Here is a 20,546-nt window from a genome sequence, read left to right as displayed (position 1 = left end):
TGGACCATGGTGGGAGACTGGGAGTTTGTCAATAATAATAATAATGACAACGCTGGTTTGGTTAAATATAATCAAATTTATATCTACAATAGATTGAATGGCTCCCGAGTTTATTTGAAACAAGGTAGTACTGCTTATGTTTTTGCAGGTAAAAAAATTAAGGGCATAACATCAAATGGTAAGCTTTATGATGAAAGCTGGAATGAATATAATGTTGACCCAGTTGGAAGCAGTATTGATATAAAAGATTTACTTAGATTAGGCTATTTTGGTAATAATTTCCCCAAGTAGCTTTCAAAAACCTAGGAATCTACAACAATCGTGTCCTGAGCAAAGAACAGTGCATACAAGCATATAATTATTTACAAACCCTCAAAAACAAATAATATGAATTACGCAATAGTAAACTTACCATGGGCAAAGTCCCACGGTATTGAAATACTTCCTGAAATGAGAACAAGTGTTGATCAGAGCAAGGTAATCCTGCATGAAGAGTACCTCTCTCCTTTCAGCAATGAAGACTTCCCGCGTTACCGGTTCGGTGATCCTGAATTTACCGAATTATTAAACAGTGAAGAATGGGCTTATCCCGAAGGACAGGAGCCGGTAGTCAACCGGCAGTTTAGCCGTCTCCTTGCACTCGACAAGCTCGAAGCCGAAGCAGCGAAAGAGATAAATACTTATAGCCTGTCAGCGAAAGAAGCACTGCAGGTAAGAGCCATTACCCGGAATGGAAGTCCGGGATAGAAGTAAAGGCCGGGGAAAGGTATAGGCTGAACGATGTCCTGTGGGAATGTGTCAAAGACCATACAACGCAGAAAAACTGGAAACCAGGAACGGAGACATTAAGTCTGTGGAAGACCGTAGATGCGGACGAACATGCCGGGACAATGGAAGACCCTATTCCATATACGCAAAATATGGAACTATCGTTTAACAAGTACTATACACAAGATGGTGTCTTGTATCTCTGCATCCAGGCTATGACACCCGGACCGTACGATTTAAAGGACGTACCGGCACATGCACAGCCGATCAAGCAATAGAAATAAAGAGTCCTTCCCTTTCGTATATGGGATGGACTCTTGTTTATACAAAATTATTCCCCAAAACCAAGATCATTTCTCCTCCTTTTACTCCTTATCTCATCTATTTCACGACAATAGCTCCATTGTCGTGTATCGCTCCCTTTAATATTTTATCCTCCTTTTTAGTGCAAGTTACCTTTACGACAGGTATTTAAAACTAATGTATTCGATATGAAAGAAAAAATTTTCAATCTCTTAAAACAATCTTATTCAAACTTTGGGTTAAGCGATGATATTCTGCAGGGGCAAGCTGAAGCACTCGCTAATACAGGTCTTGTAACTGAGGACAATTTGCAGACTGTCGTAGACGGTCAAAAATCTTTCCTTTCTTCTCTTCAAAGCGGTATTGACAAACGAGTGACGGACGCTGTCAATAAAGCTAAAGGAGAAAAAAGAGAAGAGCCTGCTGGTGGGGGCGAGCAGAAAAAAAACGAACCCGATCTGCAGAAGATGATTGAGGAAGCTCTTGCGGCAAAGCTGTCTCCTATACAGGAAGAGCTTAATGCTTACAAAACGAAGGAACAACAGACGGCAAGGGCTAATATGATCGCTTCTAAAGCAAAAGAACTCGGTATCCCGGAATGGAGAGCTAAAGAGGGATTTGCTATCACTCCCGAAATGGATGAAGCTGCAATTAACTCTTATTTAGCTGGCATTAAGCAAAACATTGTTACCGCAGGGCTTGAGAGTAGTAACGCATCAGGCGTATTGTCTACATCAGACGACAAAGCAAAAGAAGAGGCTGATCAGTGGGCTAAAAATCTGCCTGACGCAAATTAACCATTAAAAAACAGAAAAAATGGGAGTTAAATTTGAAGGTAAATCTTATAGCGGCAATATGCCAGTGTTTTGGCGAGGAGAGGCTAAGATTCTCCCTGGCGGCTATAAATTATTGCAGACATTTCCTAAGGGGACTGTCATTAAAAAAGGGACACCTTTACACATTGTATCAGGTACTTTGACTGCTGCTGTTTCCAAAAATGCAAAAGTCATATCAGGCGGAACAACGACAAAGCCTAGAGTGCCAAAAGGTACATTGTTCCAGGTTAATGATGTTGTAATGAAAATCGGAGAAACAACCGGCGTGACGGTTTCCTCTATTGATTCATCGAATGCTGATTACGATGTATTGACTCTATCTGCAGCTATTACAGGACTTGTGGCAGATGACACCTTGATCGAAGCCACTGCTACATCTGACTCTGCTGCAAAATATGAGCCTAATGCCGTAGTCGGTGAAGATACTGAGCCACTTGCAGGGGACGATCAGGATACTGTTTCTGCAGCTTATGATGCTGTAGTACTCTTGGGTTATGTCCCGGATATTCCTGCGTCTTGGAAACAGGGTCTTTGCTTAAAAAACAACCCTAATATTATTTACGTAAAACAGTAATACTATGCCAGATAAATTTCAATACAGTTCTTTGTTTGGAGAGCTTACAAAGCAGGTTCAATTACGATTTGATGCGGTATCAAGACAGCATAAACTATTGTTTGATAATGTATTCTATGAGAGATTTTTTAATTGGGATTATCCCTCTATCGGGTTGAATTTCGAAGAAATCAAGGGTAAGTACAATGTCACTATTGCTGCTGCGACAATTGACGACAAGTCGAAAGAGCCGGTACTTGGCACTCATGGGCTTGAAACTATCGCTCAAAAGGTGCTCCATCATGCAATTACATTGCCTTTGACGATTGATGACTACAGAAAGATTCTGCAAATTTTGGATAGTAAATCTATTCCGGAAGAAGCGGCAAAAAGACAGCTTATCGATCTTATGTGGGGCAATGTTAGAACTCCGGTTCAAGGTGTTCAGGCGAAAATGGATATCATTGCTATGGGTGCACTATCTAATGAAGGTATTGCCACATTGGATGAAACGAACAACCCGGAAGGTGGTGTTAAGACAACTATTGACTATAATATGCCTACAGAAAACAAAGGCAAGGTCACATTGAAATGGAATGATGATAACATAGCTAATGTAGACGTATTTGAAGACATTCAGGCTATCGTGGACGCTTTTTCTGATAAAGTAGTTTTTGATCGTATCTTACTTGCCCCTTCTAAGATATCTTATATCCTTCGAAGCAAGAAGATGAAGCAGGTTATCTTCGGAACAGATAAGCAGAATAGCCCATTGCTACTGAATGCCTTCAATGAATTTATGCGGTCGAATGAATTACCTATCCTGGAACCGGTAAGACGCCAGTGTTTGATTCAAAACAATGGTACATTTACTCCATACAATCCCTGGAATGCAAAGAACTTGGTCTTTATTCCTTCAGGTAGTTTAGGTACGATCAAAAATGCCTATGTTAACAGCGAATTGAGACCTGAACCTGGAGTTACTTACTCTAATTATGGTCGTATTCGCGTATCTCAGTGGGGAGTAGGAGAAACGCAAAATTCGAATGGTGTTGAGTTTGTAAAGGCTGAAACATATGCTTTGCCTGTGATCACTGAAATCAATGGTATCGCATCGTTGAACACTGAGCCGGATTAATTATGAAAGTATCTGATTACATAACACAAAAGATCGGTTCCTTCGGTATGAATTTATCGGAGGCCGATCTGCTGGATATGGCTTTGAGTGGTTCGTTTTCTCTTGATGATGAGATTACGCCAGGAAATAAGACTGAGGTAAACAAGGCTATGGCAATGTTTATTCCGTAAGCTCCTGGCCCGTCCAACATCTATAAACGAAAGTGGATTTTCCATCTCTTGGGATAAGGACGGTCTCAAGGCTTATTATTCGCTGTTGTGTAAGCAATTAGGGTTAGAAAATGTGTTTTCAAGTCGAATATCTGACGCGTCAATGTATTGGTGATGTATTATGCTCCTCACATATTAGAACGAAAAGTCATTAAGGATTATGAATACGATGAATCCGGAAACCCGATACCAGGAACAAACGGTGAAGGATGGGAAAAACTTTGTAAATGCAAATGCTATGATCAAAGTGCAGACCGCGTTTATACAGTTAACGGTACTACCTATCCATATAAATATCGAGTTGTGACAGAACGTGTAAAAATTAATGCCGGTGATGTCGTTCGTGTCTTGAACGCTGACGGTTCTCTTCGTGGTGAGGGGATAGTAATCAATCCTATGACGACGGATTATCTAAACTATGGGCAAATATGGCTGGAATAGTAACTGCAAAATATGATTTCTCAGATGTTGATGATTTCTTCGAAGAAGCGTTTCGTGAGATTTTTGCTCATCTTGTCGAGATGGGAGAAAGGGCTTATGAAACGGCTTTTAGAGAAGGAAAATATAACAATATTACGGGGAATTTACGCAGTTCTTTAGGTTATGTTGTGGCTCAAGATGGAAAGATAATTAAGGAGGGAGGCTTTAAGCAGATTCAAGGACGTGGTGAAAACTACGAAAAGGTATTCTTTACAACCAAGGCTCAGAAAACGGTTCAGTTTTGGGCAAAAGGAAAAGCTGGAGATGGCAGCGAAGGTAGCCGACAAGGTCTTGAATATGCGAGAAGCCTTGCCCGTAAATCGAAAGGTTTCACGCTTATTGTCGTTGCGGGTATGGATTATGCAAGTTTTGTCAATAGCAAGGGATTACGTGTGATTGATGATGCAGAGATAACAGTAAGGACAATGCTGCAATGATAGTTACAACGGACATACAGACAATACTTTATAAAGATGCCCAAAAACTGGGAATCAAGAAGGTTTATAAAGACGGAGCGGTTCCCGAAGGAGACGTGAAGTCCGAGCGGGTTGTTATTATCGTTAATTCGGTAGAGTCGGGTACCTATTGGAAAGCAGGATTTGTTCATGTGAATATCTGTATTCCTTACCTTGATCGTAAAGGAACAGCTCCTCTTACAAGACTTAATGCTTTAGAAAGGTTGGCTGTCAAGGAATTACATGCCACTTCTACTTACGACGGTACATCTTATACATACGAGGTCGATACGACAAGAATAGAAGAAGACAGGGATTTAAAATGTTTCTATGTAAATGTGAGAATATTATTTCAAGTATTAAATGTAAAAGAATAAGAATATGGCAGGAAGAACAGTATCCGTGATTGGAGTAAAGCAAATTCTTTATGGAGATCCATTAGAAGCAGCTCCAACTTATGCAACACTTGAATCATTGTTTACTTCTTTCAAAGAAGTTCCCAATGTACATCAAGGTACATATGAGTTTACCGAAGAAGACGGTACAACAACAGAGTATAAGGACGAATTGACCGGACAGACATACCGATCATCTTTTGAAGCAGGATCAGTAAGTCTAAACTGGACGATTGGCGCCTATGACTTTGACACTAAGGCGGAATTGATGGGTGGTAAACCATTGGATGATAGTAAAGGCTGGGAAAGAGGAAACTCCGGGGAACAGCGTTATAAATGCGTTGTTGCTGTATCTAATGATAATGTAGCGATTATTTTCCCTAAAGCAAATGTTATCGGGCGCGGGCGTCTACCGATGGAGCCGTTGGTTTAGCTATTTCAGCTATTCCTTTGAAGGTTTCGACCACCATTGCCTCCGAATATCAGTTTGATGTTGAAGGCAAGACTTTAAAGGAATTTAAAGTACCATTAATGAATCACAACAGAAAGGGGCAGGCGGATACATTCTGCCCGTCCCTTCTTTGCTTAATATGAATATCCAATGAACAAAGCAGCAAATTTAGTCGCTAACGCTATTTTGGGCGATGACCTCAAAGTCGTCATTTTGGGAAGTAAAGCATATACCATTCAGCCTCCAACAATAGCTGTCATTTGTAAATCAATAAAATATCTGTCTTGTATAGATCGTACCACAACAGGAAAAGAGGAACTAAGTAAAAGCAAAGGAAGACCTGGAGAATATGCTGAAGGATTATCAGTCTTTATTTTCGACGATCCTGAAAAGTATGTTGCAATTCAAGGAGCAACTCTAAAGGAACTAAAAGAAGCCTTGGAAACTGTTATTAAATTAATATCTGCAGAGGATTTTTTTGTCTGTGCCGCCTTAGCCGAGAGCGTGGCAAGAATGGCGGCGATACAAAAATAATAGGTAATGAGACCATGATGGGGCAAATTGCAACTTTCATGGAGGCATTGAAACTATCTTATAATGATGTTGTGTATAAAATCCCATACAGGAATCTATTATTGATGCAAAAAGATATTCTGCATCAAGTAACCGGTGACTTGCTCATTGAGCGTGATGGGCAGTATTTATTAAACAGACCAAAGAAAAAAGAGAATAATGGCTAAACTAAGTTTTGATGTATCAGCCAAATGGCAAGAGGTTCAGAAGCTGCGAGAAGAAGTAGAGGCATTAAAAGCTGTCCTTAAAGACTTCAATGTCGCTGGAGATCTCAAAGGCTTTGATGAATTGAACAAGAAGTATCAAGAATCGACACAGAAGCTGAAAGAATATGAACAGCAGGTTCAAAATTATCAACGTATTATAGATCAACTTAATGTTTCCAATGGAGTGGTAGAAGGCGCTAGAATGATGACATCAGAGCTTAATAACGCCACGGATGTATTTGTTGAACAACAGTTGAAAGTTAAAGCCTTAAATGAAGATATCAAGAAACTGAATAAGTCTTATTTTGCATTGTCTGATATTGATAAGCGGGGTCAAAAGGGGGCAAATATCTTAACTGAATTAAAGGAAATAACTCACCAATATACAATAGAAAATGAGGCTTTAAAAAACTTAGGAAGGAATATTCTGACAACATTAAGATTGAAGGGGCTGCGGCTGATTCGCTTGTTGCATTGAGAAAACAGTTATCATTGCTTAATGCTGAATATGATCGTCTGTCTGCTTCGGATAGAAAGGCTGCGATCGGAACCGATTTACAAAAGCAGATACAGTCGTTGAATACTGAGATTAGTGCGGCAGAACAGGCTACCGGCCGGTATCAGCGAAATGTAGGAAACTACGCTTCTGCTTGGAATGGTTTGGGAATGTCGGTACAACAAGTAGCGAGAGAGTTGCCGTCTTTGGCAATAAGTTGGAATACTTTCTTTTTGCCATATCAAACAACCTTCCTATACTTGTTGACGAATTAAAGAAGGCTTCAGCACAGTATAAAGCATTTAAGGCAGCTGTTGCCGCTGGGAATAATGATGTTGCAAAGGTTGCTCCTGTATGGAAACAGCTTATATCCTCCGTTTTCAGTTGGCAAACAGCGCTTGTAGTAGCTATAACTTTGTTATCTGTATATGGTAAAGATGTTATAGAGTGGACGAAGAGTTTATTTGGTGCTGATACGGCACAAAAAGAGGTTGAATGAGTCATTGAAAGAATTTAACAACTTACAACGTAATGCTTCAGAAAAACATTAGAAGAGATTTCTAAATTGAATTTATTATATGGCGTATCCCGAACATTGCTTTATCTATTGATGTACGAAAAAAGCTGTAGAGAAACTTCAGCAAATGTACCCTGATTATTTACAAAATCTTTCAGAAGAAGCAATTTTGGCTGGAAAGGCAAACGAAGCATATAGATTGCTTGTTGAAAATATACAGAATATCGCTTCATTAAAATTAATCGAAGATCAAAGAACAAAATCTGCAGAAGCTTTAACAGAGGCTAAAAAAAAGGAAATGGATCTACAATTGAAGATCAACAACCTAATGAAAGAAAATAAGGCTGTCAACGAAGATGAATTGATAAAAAATGCTTCTGCTTTTAGCCGTAATTATGGGAACTATATTAAGAATTTAATCAACTCCCGTAATTCAGCACAAAAGGCACAGAAGGCTATACTGGAAGATATTAAGAAATGGAGTGATCAATATGCTAATATACTCGGAAAATCATCAAATATAGAACAATTGGATGTTTTGTTTCGAGATATGAAAGAATATCAGGGTTATAAAGAAACAATAGATCAATTAAATCGAAGTTTATCACTTAGCGAAATAACACAAGAGGAGTACAATAGAAGGGTAAATGAGGCTAAAGGAGAATTGATTGCTGCTGCTGATGCCGCAAATATAGGAGGATCTGAACTAGAGAAAATGCGAGACGAATATATTGCATTTAATAAGGCCTCTATCGGTAAAGAACAGACTGAAAAGCAAAAAAAAGAAGCAGAGAAGCGAAAACAGATTCAGGAACGAATAAATAACGGACTACTCGACCTTCAACGTCGTAATGAACAATCTCGGATTGATTTGATGGAAGAAGGTTCCGAGAAGCGTATTGCTCAGATAGAATATGATTATGACCGTGAAATAGATGCTATCCGCAAAAGAGAAAAGGAATGGAGGGAAGCTCAAGGGGGAAAATTAACCCAAGAACAAACTGTAGAGATAAAGACTGCCGTTACACAGGCTAAGACGACCCGTATGCGTTCAACTCAAGAGGTCGAAAACGAGCAGGTAGAAGCCCAGCGTAAAGCTATGAACGATTACCTGAAAGAATATGGTTCTTATCAGGAGAAGAAAATGGCTATTGCTGTGGAATATAGCCAAAAGATTGCGATGGCTGAGACCGAAGGTGAAAAATTAAGCCTTGGTAAGCAATGGGACAAGGAATTACTGGATCTTGAAATAAAAACAAAAAAGAACTCAAATGCAATCATTGCCCTTTTCGGTGATATGCGAGATAAATCTTTGAAGGAGCTGCAGGAATTAGCCTCAAAAGGGCAAGAAGCACTTGATTTTATAAAAAGTGGCAAATGGGATGCCACTATTGGGGCTAAATTAGGTATTACAGAAGATGAGTTCAGACGTTGGCAAGAGGCACCGGAAGCTATACAGCAAGCTGGTGAATCGCTAAGGGGAGTAAAAGATCAAGTAGAGACTTTACAGCCAGCATTTGATAAAGTAACCCAAGGCTTAAAACGTTTTTTCGCTGCAGGAGATGACCCTAAGAAGCTGAAAGAATCATTACAGCTTATAAATGAGGGTGTGAATGAGGTGATGTCTTCGGTTCAATTTTTGTCTGATACCTTTGGTAAATTAGGTGATTCGTTTGGAGGTGTATTCAGTGGTATTGCAGATGGTTTAAATATAGCAATGGATGCTGTTAATTCCGCTATGCAAGGCGCACAAGCTGGAGCAATGTTCGGTCAGATTGGTGCTGCTGCTGGTGCCGCTATTGGCGTTGTTACCTCTTTGGTATCGGCTATTGCTAAAATCCATGACAAGAAGAACGAAAAGCGTATCCAAAAACTGCAGGATCAGATTGATGTTCTCGACGCTTCATATGAAAAGCTGGGAAGGTCTATAGAAAAGGCTTATTCTACAAGTGCTGCACAGCTAATAAGTCAACAGGATGAGCTTTTTAAAACAGCAAAAATACTTATTCAGCAACAGATTAAGGAAGAACAGGACAAGAAAAAACTGATGACGACCGAATAAAGGAATGGCAGAAACAATTAGAAGAGATCGATAACCAGCTTGAGGAAAATAAAGAAAAGGCTGTAGAGGCTATTACGGGTACCGATGTAATGTCTGCCATCGATGAATTTGCACAAAGCTTATGCCGGCGCATGGTCTTCAGGAGAAGATGCTGCAAAGTCTTCAATGAAAATTGTTCAGAATCTAATAAAAACAGCCATCATAAACTTTTTAAAGGACAAGCTTTCTCCTTCTGTAGAAGAGTTTATGAATAAGCTGGCGGATTATATGTCTGATGGCATCGTGTCTCCCTGGAAGAGGCTGAACTGAACAAGCTGAAAGAAAAGATGGATGCTGAAGCTGAAAAGGTATTTGAGACTTCAAGCAAGTATCTCCAAGGAGAAGGAGATAAATATGAACAGAAAGCAACGGCTGGAGGCTTTGAGAATATGTCCCAAGAAAGTGCGGATGAACTTAATGGGCGCTTTACAGCTCTGCAAATGGCAGGAGAAGAAATCCTCTTATTCCTGCAAGGATCAGAACAGATTATGAGTTTGCTGTATATCAGAACAAGCGTAGATGCTATTTCTGTAAAAATAGGATCTTTGTATGATATTGCAGATGAAACTAGGACGATGATAGCCGGTATATATATAGAATTACAACAAATCAGTGATAATACGTCCAATACCGTTATTCAACTAAAGGAGGCTGTAAAACAATTAAAAAGCATAGACAACAACACTAAAAACATGTAATATTATGAATATAGAAGACGTAATTAATAAAGCTATATCTTTAGGAGCATGTAGTGAATCCGGCAAGGCTACCGACTGGAAAAGTCTCTGTTGGCTCTTCTTTTCCCCACAAGGAAGAGAATTTTGCGAGGATAACAATTATCCGTCAATAGATTTGTTCAGAGGTATGTCTAAGAATATAGAGCCATTCGGTATATATGTTGATCATGGTCACATTGAACTTCAAAATAAATCGAATATTGGTGTCATAGGGGATACGGAGGCTCATCTAGTCTATAATGACAACACTAAGGTACATAAGATTGTACTCATGCATGGCGGTAAGGCTACCATTGAGGCAGGTAACTATTCAGTTATTTTGCTGGTTAATATCAGGGAATGTGAAGTGAATATTATTAATGACGGAACAGCTAGAATATTATGACAGGAGATTTAAAAATAAATAGCGAAGATGCTTGGGGTACATGGAGAGTAGCAATGGGAACAGGTTTTATTGAATCTCTTCTTACCTGCCGGTCTCAAGGACTTTATCGAAAACGAAAGCCGACTAGAGAACGGCAAGCGGGTAATTTTCAATGATCCTAAAATAGCCAGCCGGGATGTTACTTTAACATTCAATATCCACGGAGATACACCGCAAGAGTACCTCTCAAATTATGCTAAGTTTACTGCTGAACTGCAAAAAGGAAAAGTACGTATTCAGGTGCCGGCTATTGGTATGACCTTTACTCTTGTGTATAAGAAATCCACTAGTTTCGCTCTTGACAGAAGCAGGATGAACAGTCGGCTGTCTGTTAAGTTTGAGGAGCCGGATCCCACATCAAGGTGAAATATAAGGGCGTGTTATTTTCACGCCCTTATAATAATGTGTTAATCAAATGAAGTGAACTTTTGATAAATCTTTAGCAAATGATTGTACCGACTTTTGTATCTTCTCAACGGTATTATGTGATGGCTTTCTATGACCTGTCATATAATGGCTTAATTGCCCTTGATTGATTCCTGTAATGCGCGATAAACCAGCTAAAGAAAAGCTTTTTGAGAATTGAGATAAAAAAGAAGCCATGTCATAAACAAATTCAAACTCTACTTCCTCAAAATATTTACCTTCTTCCTCAAAATATTTTTTTGTATCTTCATATCCGCCATGAAACATGGATACTGCTTCTTCTGCAGTTTTCCCGGTTCCTGTAACCATATAGTCCAAATCATCTGAATCCATATATATGCTATATGTTCCATCATTGGCCCTTTCTATGATTGCCTTCACAATTTTTTTTTGACTCATATTTTATTTATTTGTAAGAGGATGGCAGGTTATATTCCTGCCGCCTTCTTGATTGCTTTTAATGTTCCATTTGCCACTTCCTGCTTTTCATGATTGCTCATTTGAAAAGTTTTTCCAGTTTTAGGGGAATACCATAATGGGTGTCCCGCTTGTTGCCTACCGGTATCGTAACATCCGGCTTTCTTTACCAATCTTTCTAATTCATTGTACTTCATTCTTTATTTGATTAACACAGTACAAAGATATTAATATTAATATCATTATCAAATCTTCAGTGGTTAAATGATACTTGTTTTAATATCATTTAACGAGTGTAAGAACGATAATTAGGGTTAATGTCATAATTATCTATTTTAATTTACGACAATGAGTTTATTGTCGTATCTGGGATGCCTAAAAAATTGGGCATCCCTTTTTTATCGCTGAACTTTGATGTTATGATCGATGTTAAGGACATAACAGGTAAAGTAAAGTTAAGCATAAAAGCCAATCCCGGCTCTGTTCATAAGTTTGAACTTATGAAGGAGGACTATGTCAACCTTATGTTTTCCGTCGAAGAGCCTATTTTGTTGGAGATAGGAGATTATATTGAATATGCTGGAAGTCTATATTATCTTACTGACAAGACTTATCCGGCTTTTAACACGGAAACTGAAGGGTATGATTACACGGTAAGATTTGATTCCCACTATTACCGATGGAAGAATCATATAATCTTTTACGACAGACAGGGTAATAGAGAAGCATCATGGAGTCTTACACGTGCACCTGAGGCTCATTTGAGCGTAGTTGTCTCAAATCTGCGTGAAATTGGGTTTACATATAATGGGACAGAGTATCAGGCTGTAGTTGACAGTTCTGTTGATGCTGTAGCCAAACTTGTTACTTATGACAATACAAACATCATTGACGCTCTTACTAAAATAGCCGAAACATGGGAATGTGAATGGTGGGTCGATAAGGATAAAATTTATATCGGTCGCTTGGAACATGGCGAGTCCGTTGACCTGGAAATAGGGAAAGAACTGTCCTCCATGTCAAGAAGCCAAAGCCAGGATATTTTTGCAACCCGGCTATATGCATTCGGATCAACCCGCAACATACCGTCAAACTATCGTAAGGGGCAAGAATGTGTCGTCGTAGAGAATGTCGTTCAGAAACGGCTGATGCTTCCGGAGGAATCCCTTACATAGATGTGATAGAGGGTTGGATGATCAACAGGTTGTTGAAGCTGTAGTTGTATTTGATGATGTATATCCGAGAACTGCAGGAAGTATTACTGAAGTTATTCCATTTGATAAGCCCGTAGAAGACGAAAATAATAAAGATGAAACTAAAATTGTCACATTCTACCGGTTTAAGGATGCTAACTTGACTTTCTCGGGAAAATATATCCTGCCTGGACAGGACCTTCATGTGATATTTCAGACAGGTCCTTTGTCGGGTATGGACTTTGCTCTTCAGTTTAATCCGGAAGGCTTGCCGGAATCAGATCCGGAAGCACAAATATTTGAAATAGTACGTAACGAGACATACGGGCAATGGTTACCGGCTTCTCCGCTTATTCCAGGAGAAGGGAACAAGTATATTCTTTATAATTTTGATACCAAATATGTAAATGATACTCTTCTTCCACAGGCGGAGCAGGAACTATTGGAAAAGACTAAAGAGTATGTTAAGAAGATAGTTTCTGATCCTTCGACGTACACCTGCAGCCTTAATTCATATTTGGCTTCAGGGTATGATGAAAATAATGGCTTGCTGAATCCGGAAAAAGAGATAGACTTAGTTCCCGGACAAAGGGTTAATCTAATTAACAGGGCTTATTTTGAGAACGGTCGTGTTTCCCGGGTTATCGGCTTTGAGAAGAAACTGGATAAGCCGTATGATTCTCCATCTTATACAATCGGAGAGAGTGCAGCTTACTCCAGGTTTGGAGAACTAGAACAAAAGATAGACAGTCTCCAGTTTGGTGATAATACTTATGTCAATCAAGGAGGAGGTAGTTTTGGTGTATACATTATAAAAAAAGATGATCCTACGGCTGCCTCAGATGAAAACGTATTTTCATCTCTTCGTACGTTATACGAGATAAACAAAGCATATGTTGATATAAGCGACATGTATCTTCGTAAAGATATCAATGATGTTGCTCACGGAAATATCACATTTGACCAAAGTATTGGTAGCACTCTATATCTTGACGGCTGGGACGGCAAAAGGATGGAGAATAGAGAATACCGGCGTGGCTGAGTTTGAGGCTGCCCGAATCCGTTCCGACATTTATATCGGAAATAAGATTGGATCTCGGATTTTACTTCAGGCTTTACCGGAACCGGCTGGCAGTTCGATACTCCTACAGCTTCCGGAACTGTTGATAATTTGACTGTTCGCAAAAAAGTTTCAAGGTTTATGAGATGGTTTATTCCCAGGTACACGGTTTGAACAGCTCTTTCATGGTTTCCGACTGGAATAAAATTAAATCCGTCACACCGTTGGGCACGAACAGGTATCGTTGCGAACTTGACGACATGGATAAGGAAATGTTCGTAAACCTGCGTGTCGGAGACTACGTGCGTACGCAAAGGCGTGACGGATTGAATATCCGTTATTTCGTCAGCTACGTCGAAAACATATCAACGATTCTTTCGGCGTGAAGGTCGTTGACAGAAGACGCTCCTGTTGCCGGTGATTATGTACAGCGTCAGGGGTAATGACAGGGACAAGAACAGGCAAGGGCTTATCTATTTTACATCTTCCGATGATTATGCCTTATATAGATATCCTGGACGATGTGACCGGACCAGAAGTTTGAAATGGACAGCATAAAGGTCCGGCTGGGAAATTGCGAAGGCATAACGGTTAACAGCAAGCCCTTAAAAGGACACAGGGCTTACATAAACGGCGGTGTATTCGTGCATAGTACCTATTACACCGATGACGGAAATACGATCGAGCAACGCTTCGAGATCATGGATGGTAAACTGGATAGTTCCATCGAAGAAATTCGTAAGGACCTTTCTGAGGAATCCGGCAATATACTTCGTAATTCGTCCTTTTCTTCTGATCTTAATTACTGGGAAATTAATCCGGTTGTTCATTTCATAAATGCCAGTGACGGGTTCTTGTGGCTGCCTTCTGCGTTTTATGTAGACAAAGAACAGGTTGCCGATATCTACCGGGAAGGAAACCGGAATGTCCTGCGTATCCGGAACTCTGTAATATCGATTTGAAGACTTATTCGTTTTCTCTTTACTATAAGGTATTGAGACCGGGTACTTATGAATTTGGTATACCGGGAACGGAGCTGTACGCATCCGGACAAATGGATACGGGCGATACCTATCAGAAATTATCAAAGGTCGGAAAATGGAACGGCAAAGGAGATTTTAAAGTCCGTTTCAGCGGTGAGATTCTTATCTACGGGCTGAATATGTTTTCTGATGCTATGGCTGACGCTATCATTAAGCTGGAAACTCAGATCGAGCAGACCAGTGAGCATATAAAGCTGTTGGCAACAAAGGAGTATGTAGATGGGGAAACCGGTAAGATTTACATCAAATATGACGGAGAACTGAAGGTTACCGCCGAACAGATAAGCGCCATTAACACAAAAACGGACAATATCAACAATACAATTGAATCGTCCGGATGGATTAATACCGCACAGGGACAGCAGTTGTTTGCAAAAAAGGAAATGGAAGACGGAGACACTATTGTCTCTTCCATAAATATAAGTCCAAGCACAGTTAAAATACAATCAGCTCATCTACAATTGCAAGGGGCTGTATCATTCTCAATGTTATCCGATTACAACTCGGTAAACAATCGAATCAATTCTGCGTCAGCAGATGCCAATCAAGCGTTAACTGATGCATCATCTGCATGGAGTAAGGCTGTATCCGCGTACAATACGGCTGATAGCGCATATTCTTTGGCGGATACGGCAAAAACTAATGCCGCTAAAGCTATACAGGACGCTGCTAATGCCGTTAGTAAGGCTGGTAGCGTAGAAGCGGCTTTGGAAGATTTGCCATCATGGAGTAAGCAATCGTCTATTATCAAGGCATTGACGGATGCGACAGTTATCGTGGGTGGATACATCAAGACATCTATGATTGATGTGGATGATCTGTATGTTAAAAAGCTTGATGTCGTTGAAGTTGGAAAGATTGGTGGATTTACGATTGGAAAGACTGATTTATCAAATGTATTTTCTTCGGATTATGGTTCTGTGACTTTTAGGATTAGAAGCAATTATAATGCCTCTATTGATATAAATAGTTCTAATGGAGAATATGCGGGAATGGGGATTGGAGTTGCTCAAGGATCAGCTAGTGCCATGCTATATCTTAAAACCAAACGACAAATAACAGGAGTTTCTCCATATTCAGACTTTTCCGCATTGCACATAGATTATGAATCAAATTCTATGACAGGGGCATTAGCTATAAATATCGGTTCATCACCTAGTAGTTATCTTGATTATAGTAGGTGGATAAATTGCGGTCATCTCGGAGGATGGGGTTCAAAATTTCAGGTAGAATCCAGGTATTTTGGTGACGGAAGTTCAATGGAACGTACTTGTATAAATGTGGGTAAAATAATGAGTAGTACTCACGTAAGAAGATTACAGTCTAGTCCCAATTTTATCCCTGTATACTACGATGACGCATCAGGATTTTTATGTGCAATGGTTGATTGATGTAATGTATAACAACATAAAATTAAGAATAAAATGAAAAAGGTAAATTTTAAAAGAATTAAGCGTAGAGATAGGTATTGACGAATTTCAGAAACAAGATTTCAGAAAAGAGATCGGTAACGCTTTTGCATAGAGCGTCGGAAAGTATACCTATGTCTGACTTAGCACGGAAAATATTTTATTCCGAAGATGCTATTGAAATTTCGGATGAAGATTTTAAAACGATGCTGGCGTTGTTGCGTACGGCATATAAAAAATTTATTGTTGACGCGGTGGCTCGATCCGGAGAAGAGTCAACGGACATTAAAAATAAGGAGGAATAATAATGGCACTGGAACAAGTATCATCGGTAGTTAAAAGCACGTATCTGAATAACGTAGCAGGCTACGAAATTCAGTACAACATCGCCCAGGATGAAGGGCAGAGCGTGAAGTCCGTAACCGGCACCATCAAGAAGGCGGACGTACGGTTCGGCTATATCAACATCAACGTAGACGGCACGTTGAACATATCTATTGATAAGCCAATACCGGAAGAAGACAGCACCGCTATCTATATAGCTGCATTGGCGGACGCCAAAAACATTTTCACACAACGAAATATAGAATAATCGATTATGGTAGCAGGAGACATCATCATACCCGATAATACGATCACTCCCGAGATCATGGCTCAGATAGCCACCGAGGTGACCAAGTTGATCGGAACAAATTCCAAGGACCCCGGGCAATGGGAAGAGGTGGCATCGTTGACCGGCATTACCTCTTTGCCTGTATTCCAGGTTATGGGTAATGCTTATAAACTGGTACGCGTTGCTGTGTCTACATTGAAAGGAGTAAACGGACGTGAGGTAGAGTTACAGGTCGACGAAGGAAGAACGGCCATCCAGTGGCGGTATGTCGGTGTCTCCGGCAGTGATTTGGAACCCACTGAATGGAAGACATTGGTCAGTCTTAGCCTGTTAAAAGGCGATCCTGGTGATACTGCTGAGTTCCGGAAAGGTGCAACCGGTTTGGAGTGGAAATATAAGTCGGAAGGAGATGAAAGCTGGCGTACGCTTGTCTCTATAGACGACTTGAAGTTAAAGTTTTCCGATTTGACCGAAGAGGACATTGCAGCTTTTTGGCGTGGTGTACCTAGCGACATACTAGCGCAAATGAAAGGAGATAAAGGCGACCCTTTCACTTATAGCGACTTTACCGAAGAGCAATTGGCTAAACTTAAAGGTCCCAAGGGCAACGATGGTACGGATGGGAAAGATGGTACAGACGGAAAAACTCCCGTCTTGGAGTCCGTCAATGCCCAATCCGGAGACACTCCGTGGGAAGCTTCACCGAAAATGGCGTAGACGAAAACGGTAACCCGAAATACGTGCTTAATCTGACTTTGCCCAAAGGCAAGGACGGACAGCCTCCGGTGTTTGAATCCGGAACCGTAACTACTGTAGAACCAACAGAACCGGCAGATGTAGAAATCATACCTAACGGAGAAACTCCTGAAGGCAATCCTATGTACACTCTTAACTTTTCTATCCCTAGAGGACAGAAAGGGGCACCGGGTGAGGATCAGGTAACTTGCTGGCAAGTGTCACTAACGTTAAAGCAGGAACGAAGTATCTATTGTCTCCGGTGTCAGACGGTAGCTCCAGAAGTGGAGATGGTCGAGTACGTAGGGCCTACTAAGACCAACGATCTGACTAATGACAGCGGATATATTACCAAAGCAGTTAACGACCTTGCCAACTACTATATCAAGAGTGAAGTCTATACTCAGGAAGAAGTACGGACATTGATATCTAATCTGAACAGTGTTAAGCTGCAGAAGGTGGAATCCTTGCCGGAAGCCGGTGAAAGTAATATTATCTACCTTGTCCCTAAGGTGGCTAGTGAAAACGATATCTATGACAGTATATCTTTGTCGGCGGTAAGCCTGAGCACATAGGCAGTACGCAGGTTGATTTGTCGGGGGTATGTGCAGGAGGCACCGGAGGACGGAAGGCAATATGCTAGAAAAGAACGGGGCGTGGTCGGAGGTAGAGGCAGGCAGTTATGAAATATCAGCATCGTTGCTGGATTTGACAAACGAATCTACTTCTGATGAGATAAGTGCGGCTTTGGGAGGTATTGAAGGATTTAATAATTTATTCAATGCATTACAAAGAGGTCAAAAAGGTTGTCGTTAAAACAGAAATGTCAGAAGAAGAAGGTACTTATGTTGCGGTTACTGATATATTAATCCATATGGCGCAAGACGTTGCAGGTTATGGTAAAATAGTATTTCTTTATTTTCTTGATTTTGAAAATAATATTAAATCTGTAATGATGCTGTTGGAGGCTCAGTCTAATAATTTCACAATAGAGATATCCGGAATACCTTTAGAGGATTTACCTACTGCCATTAATGACCTTGTTGGATGGGGTACAAACACTGACACTCTAAAACAGCAATACAAAGATATATCTAAGTGTATATCAAATAAAGTCCCTATATTGTATACAGATGGAAAAGGATGTTGTCCTGTATCATGGGAAGAAACATATAGCCCTGATGGAACAAAATTTGTTTCTTATTTGGCATTTCGGCAAGGTGCACCAGCAGGAATGACAGAGTACGGCAAAGTATCAAATTATATATAGGAAGCATAGATAAAATGGTAATAAGCAGGAGAAAAGAAATATAATCAAATTTGATTTACAAATACAAACGAATGGGACCCACAACTTGTATTTACAAATCAAGGTGACGGCACCAAAGCCCTCATGAACGGCGGCACATACAAAGAAGTAGGAGGCGATTACACCCTTCCTGCCGCCACATCTGCCGCGCTAGGAGGCATAAAAGTAGGCTACGCAGCTGCCGGCAAGACATATCCCGTACAGCTGGACGCAGATAGTAAGGCTTACGTAGAGGTGCCGTGGACGGATACGAACACAACCTACGACCTTGCCGGCACGACTGCCCCGGGTCTGTTAAGACAGCTTACAGGAAGTACTACAACGTTTATGCGGGCTGACGGGACATGGGCTACGCCTCCTAATACTACATATTCGGTTTGCCACCCAGTCAGCGAACGGGCTTATGTCTGCTGCTGATAAGAAATTGCTAGATTTTGAGACAGGGTATGCAACAGTATCATCGTTGTCAAGTGTGCCTGTAACAAAGCATACAGTGTATGCTTCTATTAATTCGAATCAAACCCTGTCTGTTGCTTCCGGTCTTCAACCTGGACAGTCATTGCATATTTTCGTATACAACTCCGTTCCACCGACAGGACTATAACGTTGCCTACTTCCGGGTCATATCAATCTATGTCCGGCAGCTCGATTGTAGTATCCGGTACTTCAGGGTAAGGATTTGATAGAGATAAATGTGTATTGCTATGCATCAGGCAAATACAGTATAAGGGCAGGAGGACCTGAATGATGAGAAGGAGATTGTTAATGACAGGAGTAAAAGTATACCCTTACGGTATATACAACTGCTGGTGCGACCGTCGTAGTCAATGGCGTATCTCAAACAGCCAATAGTTCGGATATGCGTATTACGAGTTAAAGAAAGGGACTTATTCATATTCAGCGAGTAAGTCGGGGTATACAAGCAGGTCGGGGTCGGTTACTGTTACGGGTAATCAGACATTGTCAATTGTTCTGTCTTCTTCGAGTATGTTGTTGTTGCATTTAGACGGTAATGTAACGGATGCTTCAGGTAATTCGTCCATGAGTTCAACTGATCCTTGGTACGTGTCCGGCAAATTCGGACAGGCTTTCAGATGCGGATCAGTTGATGCCAATTATAATACAAGGCGTTATTAATAATATTGGGTCTTCCAATTTTACAATAGACTTTTGGATGTACCGGTATCAAAGTGTAGAATATCAAAATATGCAGAAACTGGGAATGATGGTACAACAGGGCCTTTAACATAGACGGCAGCTCATCAGGAAGAAATCTGAGATTTTATACTATTAAATCAGGGGAATACTGTTAACATGACTGCATCGTCTACATTGCCGACATCTACATGGATACATGTTGCTATTGTAAAAGTGGAAGTTATTGGTATATGTTTATAAATGGATCATTGGTACAGGATTATTATCAAAGTGGCGTTACACTATCTGCAACGACGTTGACACTTAGACCCCGGTATACAGCCATAGATGAGTTTCACATCACTAAAACGGCTCTATGGACTTCTAGTTTTACACCTCCTACATCTCCTTATTAAAATATAAATAACATGATATGAAAACAATAAATTTTGACGATTACAAATTTTGGTATATCAACAAAGATGCAGCAGGCGTCTATGTTGGGCAAAATGAAAAACTTGATCGAATAGCCATTATTTAGGAGAAACCTAGATGATTATAA

34 protein-coding genes are annotated in these 20,546 nt (G+C 40.3%); 32 read left to right on the top strand and 2 right to left on the bottom strand.

Going from position 1 to position 20,546, the window contains the following annotated elements; translation table 11 throughout:
* Window positions 1-6 precede the first annotated feature (6 nt).
* The 20 genes from P3L47_RS00165 to P3L47_RS00075 all read left to right on the top strand — a co-directional run bounded on the left by P3L47_RS00165 (window position 7) and on the right by P3L47_RS00075 (window position 10,603).
* A complete protein-coding gene (locus tag P3L47_RS00165) occupies window positions 7-291 on the top strand; it encodes a hypothetical protein (RefSeq protein WP_277782362.1) in 285 nt (94 codons plus the stop codon).
* A gap of 159 nt (window positions 292-450) precedes the next feature.
* A complete protein-coding gene (locus tag P3L47_RS00160) occupies window positions 451-747 on the top strand; it encodes a hypothetical protein (protein ID WP_277782361.1) in 297 nt (98 codons plus the stop codon).
* A gap of 173 nt (window positions 748-920) precedes the next feature.
* Window positions 921-1,046 carry a hypothetical protein gene (locus P3L47_RS00155; protein WP_277782360.1) on the top strand — a complete coding sequence of 42 codons (126 nt, stop codon included), beginning with the start codon at window positions 921-923 and terminating at the stop codon, window positions 1,044-1,046.
* A gap of 213 nt (window positions 1,047-1,259) precedes the next feature.
* Window positions 1,260-1,868, top strand: coding sequence for a hypothetical protein (locus P3L47_RS00150; RefSeq protein WP_277782359.1), 609 nt, complete (start codon window positions 1,260-1,262; stop codon window positions 1,866-1,868).
* Between the two features lie 19 nt (window positions 1,869-1,887).
* On the top strand, window positions 1,888-2,481 hold the full coding sequence (locus P3L47_RS00145; protein ID WP_277782358.1) for a hypothetical protein: 594 nt from the start codon (window positions 1,888-1,890) through the stop codon (window positions 2,479-2,481).
* 4 nt (window positions 2,482-2,485) lie between these two features.
* A complete protein-coding gene (locus P3L47_RS00140) occupies window positions 2,486-3,598 on the top strand; it encodes a major capsid protein (protein WP_277782357.1) in 1,113 nt (370 codons plus the stop codon).
* Window positions 3,599-3,600: 2 nt separating this feature from the next.
* Window positions 3,601-3,768, top strand: a complete 168-nt coding sequence (locus tag P3L47_RS00135) for a DUF6706 family protein (protein ID WP_277782356.1) — start codon at window positions 3,601-3,603, stop codon at window positions 3,766-3,768.
* Window positions 3,769-3,772: 4 nt separating this feature from the next.
* A complete protein-coding gene (locus P3L47_RS23650) occupies window positions 3,773-3,922 on the top strand; it encodes a DUF6706 family protein (RefSeq protein ID WP_345799086.1) in 150 nt (49 codons plus the stop codon).
* Window positions 3,922-4,248, top strand: coding sequence for a hypothetical protein (locus P3L47_RS00130; protein ID WP_277782303.1), 327 nt, complete (start codon window positions 3,922-3,924; stop codon window positions 4,246-4,248). Before P3L47_RS23650 ends, P3L47_RS00130 begins: the two co-directional genes overlap by 1 nt.
* Window positions 4,236-4,724, top strand: coding sequence for a hypothetical protein (locus P3L47_RS00125; protein ID WP_277782355.1), 489 nt, complete (start codon window positions 4,236-4,238; stop codon window positions 4,722-4,724). The genes P3L47_RS00130 and P3L47_RS00125 overlap by 13 nt, the downstream gene beginning before the upstream one ends.
* Window positions 4,721-5,119, top strand: coding sequence for a hypothetical protein (locus P3L47_RS00120; RefSeq protein ID WP_277782300.1), 399 nt, complete (start codon window positions 4,721-4,723; stop codon window positions 5,117-5,119). Before P3L47_RS00125 ends, P3L47_RS00120 begins: the two co-directional genes overlap by 4 nt.
* A gap of 4 nt (window positions 5,120-5,123) precedes the next feature.
* Window positions 5,124-5,570 (top strand): hypothetical protein, encoded by a 447-nt coding sequence (locus P3L47_RS00115; protein WP_277782354.1) that lies wholly within the window; start codon window positions 5,124-5,126, stop codon window positions 5,568-5,570.
* A 168-nt stretch (window positions 5,571-5,738) separates the two neighbouring features.
* Window positions 5,739-6,122 (top strand): hypothetical protein, encoded by a 384-nt coding sequence (locus tag P3L47_RS00110; protein ID WP_277782353.1) that lies wholly within the window; start codon window positions 5,739-5,741, stop codon window positions 6,120-6,122.
* Between the two features lie 14 nt (window positions 6,123-6,136).
* Window positions 6,137-6,328 (top strand): hypothetical protein, encoded by a 192-nt coding sequence (locus P3L47_RS00105; protein WP_277782297.1) that lies wholly within the window; start codon window positions 6,137-6,139, stop codon window positions 6,326-6,328.
* On the top strand, window positions 6,321-6,845 hold the full coding sequence (locus P3L47_RS00100) for a hypothetical protein (RefSeq protein WP_277782352.1): 525 nt from the start codon (window positions 6,321-6,323) through the stop codon (window positions 6,843-6,845). The genes P3L47_RS00105 and P3L47_RS00100 overlap by 8 nt, the downstream gene beginning before the upstream one ends.
* A gap of 172 nt (window positions 6,846-7,017) precedes the next feature.
* Complete coding sequence (locus P3L47_RS00095) at window positions 7,018-7,362, top strand: hypothetical protein (RefSeq protein WP_277782351.1); 345 nt, start codon at window positions 7,018-7,020, stop codon at window positions 7,360-7,362.
* Window positions 7,363-7,507: 145 nt separating this feature from the next.
* On the top strand, window positions 7,508-9,442 hold the full coding sequence (locus tag P3L47_RS00090; protein ID WP_277782350.1) for a hypothetical protein: 1,935 nt from the start codon (window positions 7,508-7,510) through the stop codon (window positions 9,440-9,442).
* A gap of 102 nt (window positions 9,443-9,544) precedes the next feature.
* Window positions 9,545-9,751 (top strand): hypothetical protein, encoded by a 207-nt coding sequence (locus P3L47_RS00085; protein WP_277782349.1) that lies wholly within the window; start codon window positions 9,545-9,547, stop codon window positions 9,749-9,751.
* A gap of 17 nt (window positions 9,752-9,768) precedes the next feature.
* Window positions 9,769-10,179 (top strand): hypothetical protein, encoded by a 411-nt coding sequence (locus P3L47_RS00080; protein ID WP_277782348.1) that lies wholly within the window; start codon window positions 9,769-9,771, stop codon window positions 10,177-10,179.
* Window positions 10,180-10,183: 4 nt separating this feature from the next.
* Window positions 10,184-10,603, top strand: coding sequence for a hypothetical protein (locus P3L47_RS00075; protein WP_277782347.1), 420 nt, complete (start codon window positions 10,184-10,186; stop codon window positions 10,601-10,603).
* A gap of 450 nt (window positions 10,604-11,053) precedes the next feature.
* Here the strand turns inward: P3L47_RS00075 and P3L47_RS00070 are convergent, their stop codons facing one another.
* Window positions 11,054-11,467 carry a helix-turn-helix domain-containing protein gene (locus tag P3L47_RS00070; RefSeq protein WP_277782346.1) on the bottom strand — a complete coding sequence of 138 codons (414 nt, stop codon included), beginning with the start codon at window positions 11,465-11,467 and terminating at the stop codon, window positions 11,054-11,056.
* A gap of 29 nt (window positions 11,468-11,496) precedes the next feature.
* A complete protein-coding gene (locus P3L47_RS00065) occupies window positions 11,497-11,682 on the bottom strand; it encodes a type II toxin-antitoxin system HicA family toxin (RefSeq protein ID WP_277782288.1) in 186 nt (61 codons plus the stop codon).
* Between the two features lie 222 nt (window positions 11,683-11,904).
* Between P3L47_RS00065 and P3L47_RS00060 the strand changes: the two genes are divergently transcribed.
* From P3L47_RS00060 to P3L47_RS00005, 12 genes are all read left to right on the top strand, one after another.
* The gene (locus P3L47_RS00060; RefSeq protein ID WP_277782345.1) at window positions 11,905-12,660 is read left to right on the top strand and encodes a hypothetical protein; all 756 of its coding nucleotides are present in this window, start codon (window positions 11,905-11,907) and stop codon (window positions 12,658-12,660) included.
* A 13-nt stretch (window positions 12,661-12,673) separates the two neighbouring features.
* On the top strand, window positions 12,674-13,720 hold the full coding sequence (locus tag P3L47_RS00055) for a hypothetical protein (RefSeq protein ID WP_277782344.1): 1,047 nt from the start codon (window positions 12,674-12,676) through the stop codon (window positions 13,718-13,720).
* Window positions 13,721-13,884: 164 nt separating this feature from the next.
* Entirely contained in the window at window positions 13,885-14,124 is a 240-nt protein-coding gene (locus P3L47_RS00050; protein WP_277782343.1) for a hypothetical protein, read from the top strand.
* A gap of 159 nt (window positions 14,125-14,283) precedes the next feature.
* Window positions 14,284-14,700 (top strand): hypothetical protein, encoded by a 417-nt coding sequence (locus P3L47_RS00045; RefSeq protein ID WP_277782342.1) that lies wholly within the window; start codon window positions 14,284-14,286, stop codon window positions 14,698-14,700.
* Window positions 14,701-14,792: 92 nt separating this feature from the next.
* Complete coding sequence (locus P3L47_RS00040; RefSeq protein WP_277782341.1) at window positions 14,793-16,172, top strand: hypothetical protein; 1,380 nt, start codon at window positions 14,793-14,795, stop codon at window positions 16,170-16,172.
* Window positions 16,173-16,324: 152 nt separating this feature from the next.
* Window positions 16,325-16,495, top strand: coding sequence for a hypothetical protein (locus tag P3L47_RS00035; protein WP_277782340.1), 171 nt, complete (start codon window positions 16,325-16,327; stop codon window positions 16,493-16,495).
* 2 nt (window positions 16,496-16,497) lie between these two features.
* Window positions 16,498-16,782, top strand: a complete 285-nt coding sequence (locus P3L47_RS00030; protein WP_277782284.1) for a hypothetical protein — start codon at window positions 16,498-16,500, stop codon at window positions 16,780-16,782.
* Between the two features lie 6 nt (window positions 16,783-16,788).
* Window positions 16,789-17,520, top strand: a complete 732-nt coding sequence (locus P3L47_RS00025; RefSeq protein WP_277782339.1) for a hypothetical protein — start codon at window positions 16,789-16,791, stop codon at window positions 17,518-17,520.
* Window positions 17,493-18,113, top strand: coding sequence for a hypothetical protein (locus P3L47_RS00020; protein WP_277782338.1), 621 nt, complete (start codon window positions 17,493-17,495; stop codon window positions 18,111-18,113). The genes P3L47_RS00025 and P3L47_RS00020 overlap by 28 nt, the downstream gene beginning before the upstream one ends.
* Before the next feature lie 61 nt (window positions 18,114-18,174).
* A complete protein-coding gene (locus P3L47_RS00015; protein ID WP_277782337.1) occupies window positions 18,175-18,354 on the top strand; it encodes a hypothetical protein in 180 nt (59 codons plus the stop codon).
* Window positions 18,320-18,808: a hypothetical protein gene (locus P3L47_RS00010; protein WP_277782336.1), complete on the top strand. Its 489-nt coding sequence runs from the start codon at window positions 18,320-18,322 to the stop codon at window positions 18,806-18,808. The genes P3L47_RS00015 and P3L47_RS00010 overlap by 35 nt, the downstream gene beginning before the upstream one ends.
* A gap of 123 nt (window positions 18,809-18,931) precedes the next feature.
* Window positions 18,932-19,264 carry a hypothetical protein gene (locus P3L47_RS00005; protein ID WP_277782335.1) on the top strand — a complete coding sequence of 111 codons (333 nt, stop codon included), beginning with the start codon at window positions 18,932-18,934 and terminating at the stop codon, window positions 19,262-19,264.
* Window positions 19,265-20,546 lie beyond the last annotated feature (1,282 nt).

The sequence above is a fragment of the Parabacteroides chongii genome, from assembly GCF_029581355.1.
In the GTDB taxonomy this organism is placed as follows: Bacteria; Bacteroidota; Bacteroidia; order Bacteroidales; family Tannerellaceae; genus Parabacteroides; species Parabacteroides chongii.
The sequence above is the reverse complement of the archived record's forward strand: the minus strand, read 5'-3'. Positions and strand labels throughout refer to the sequence as shown.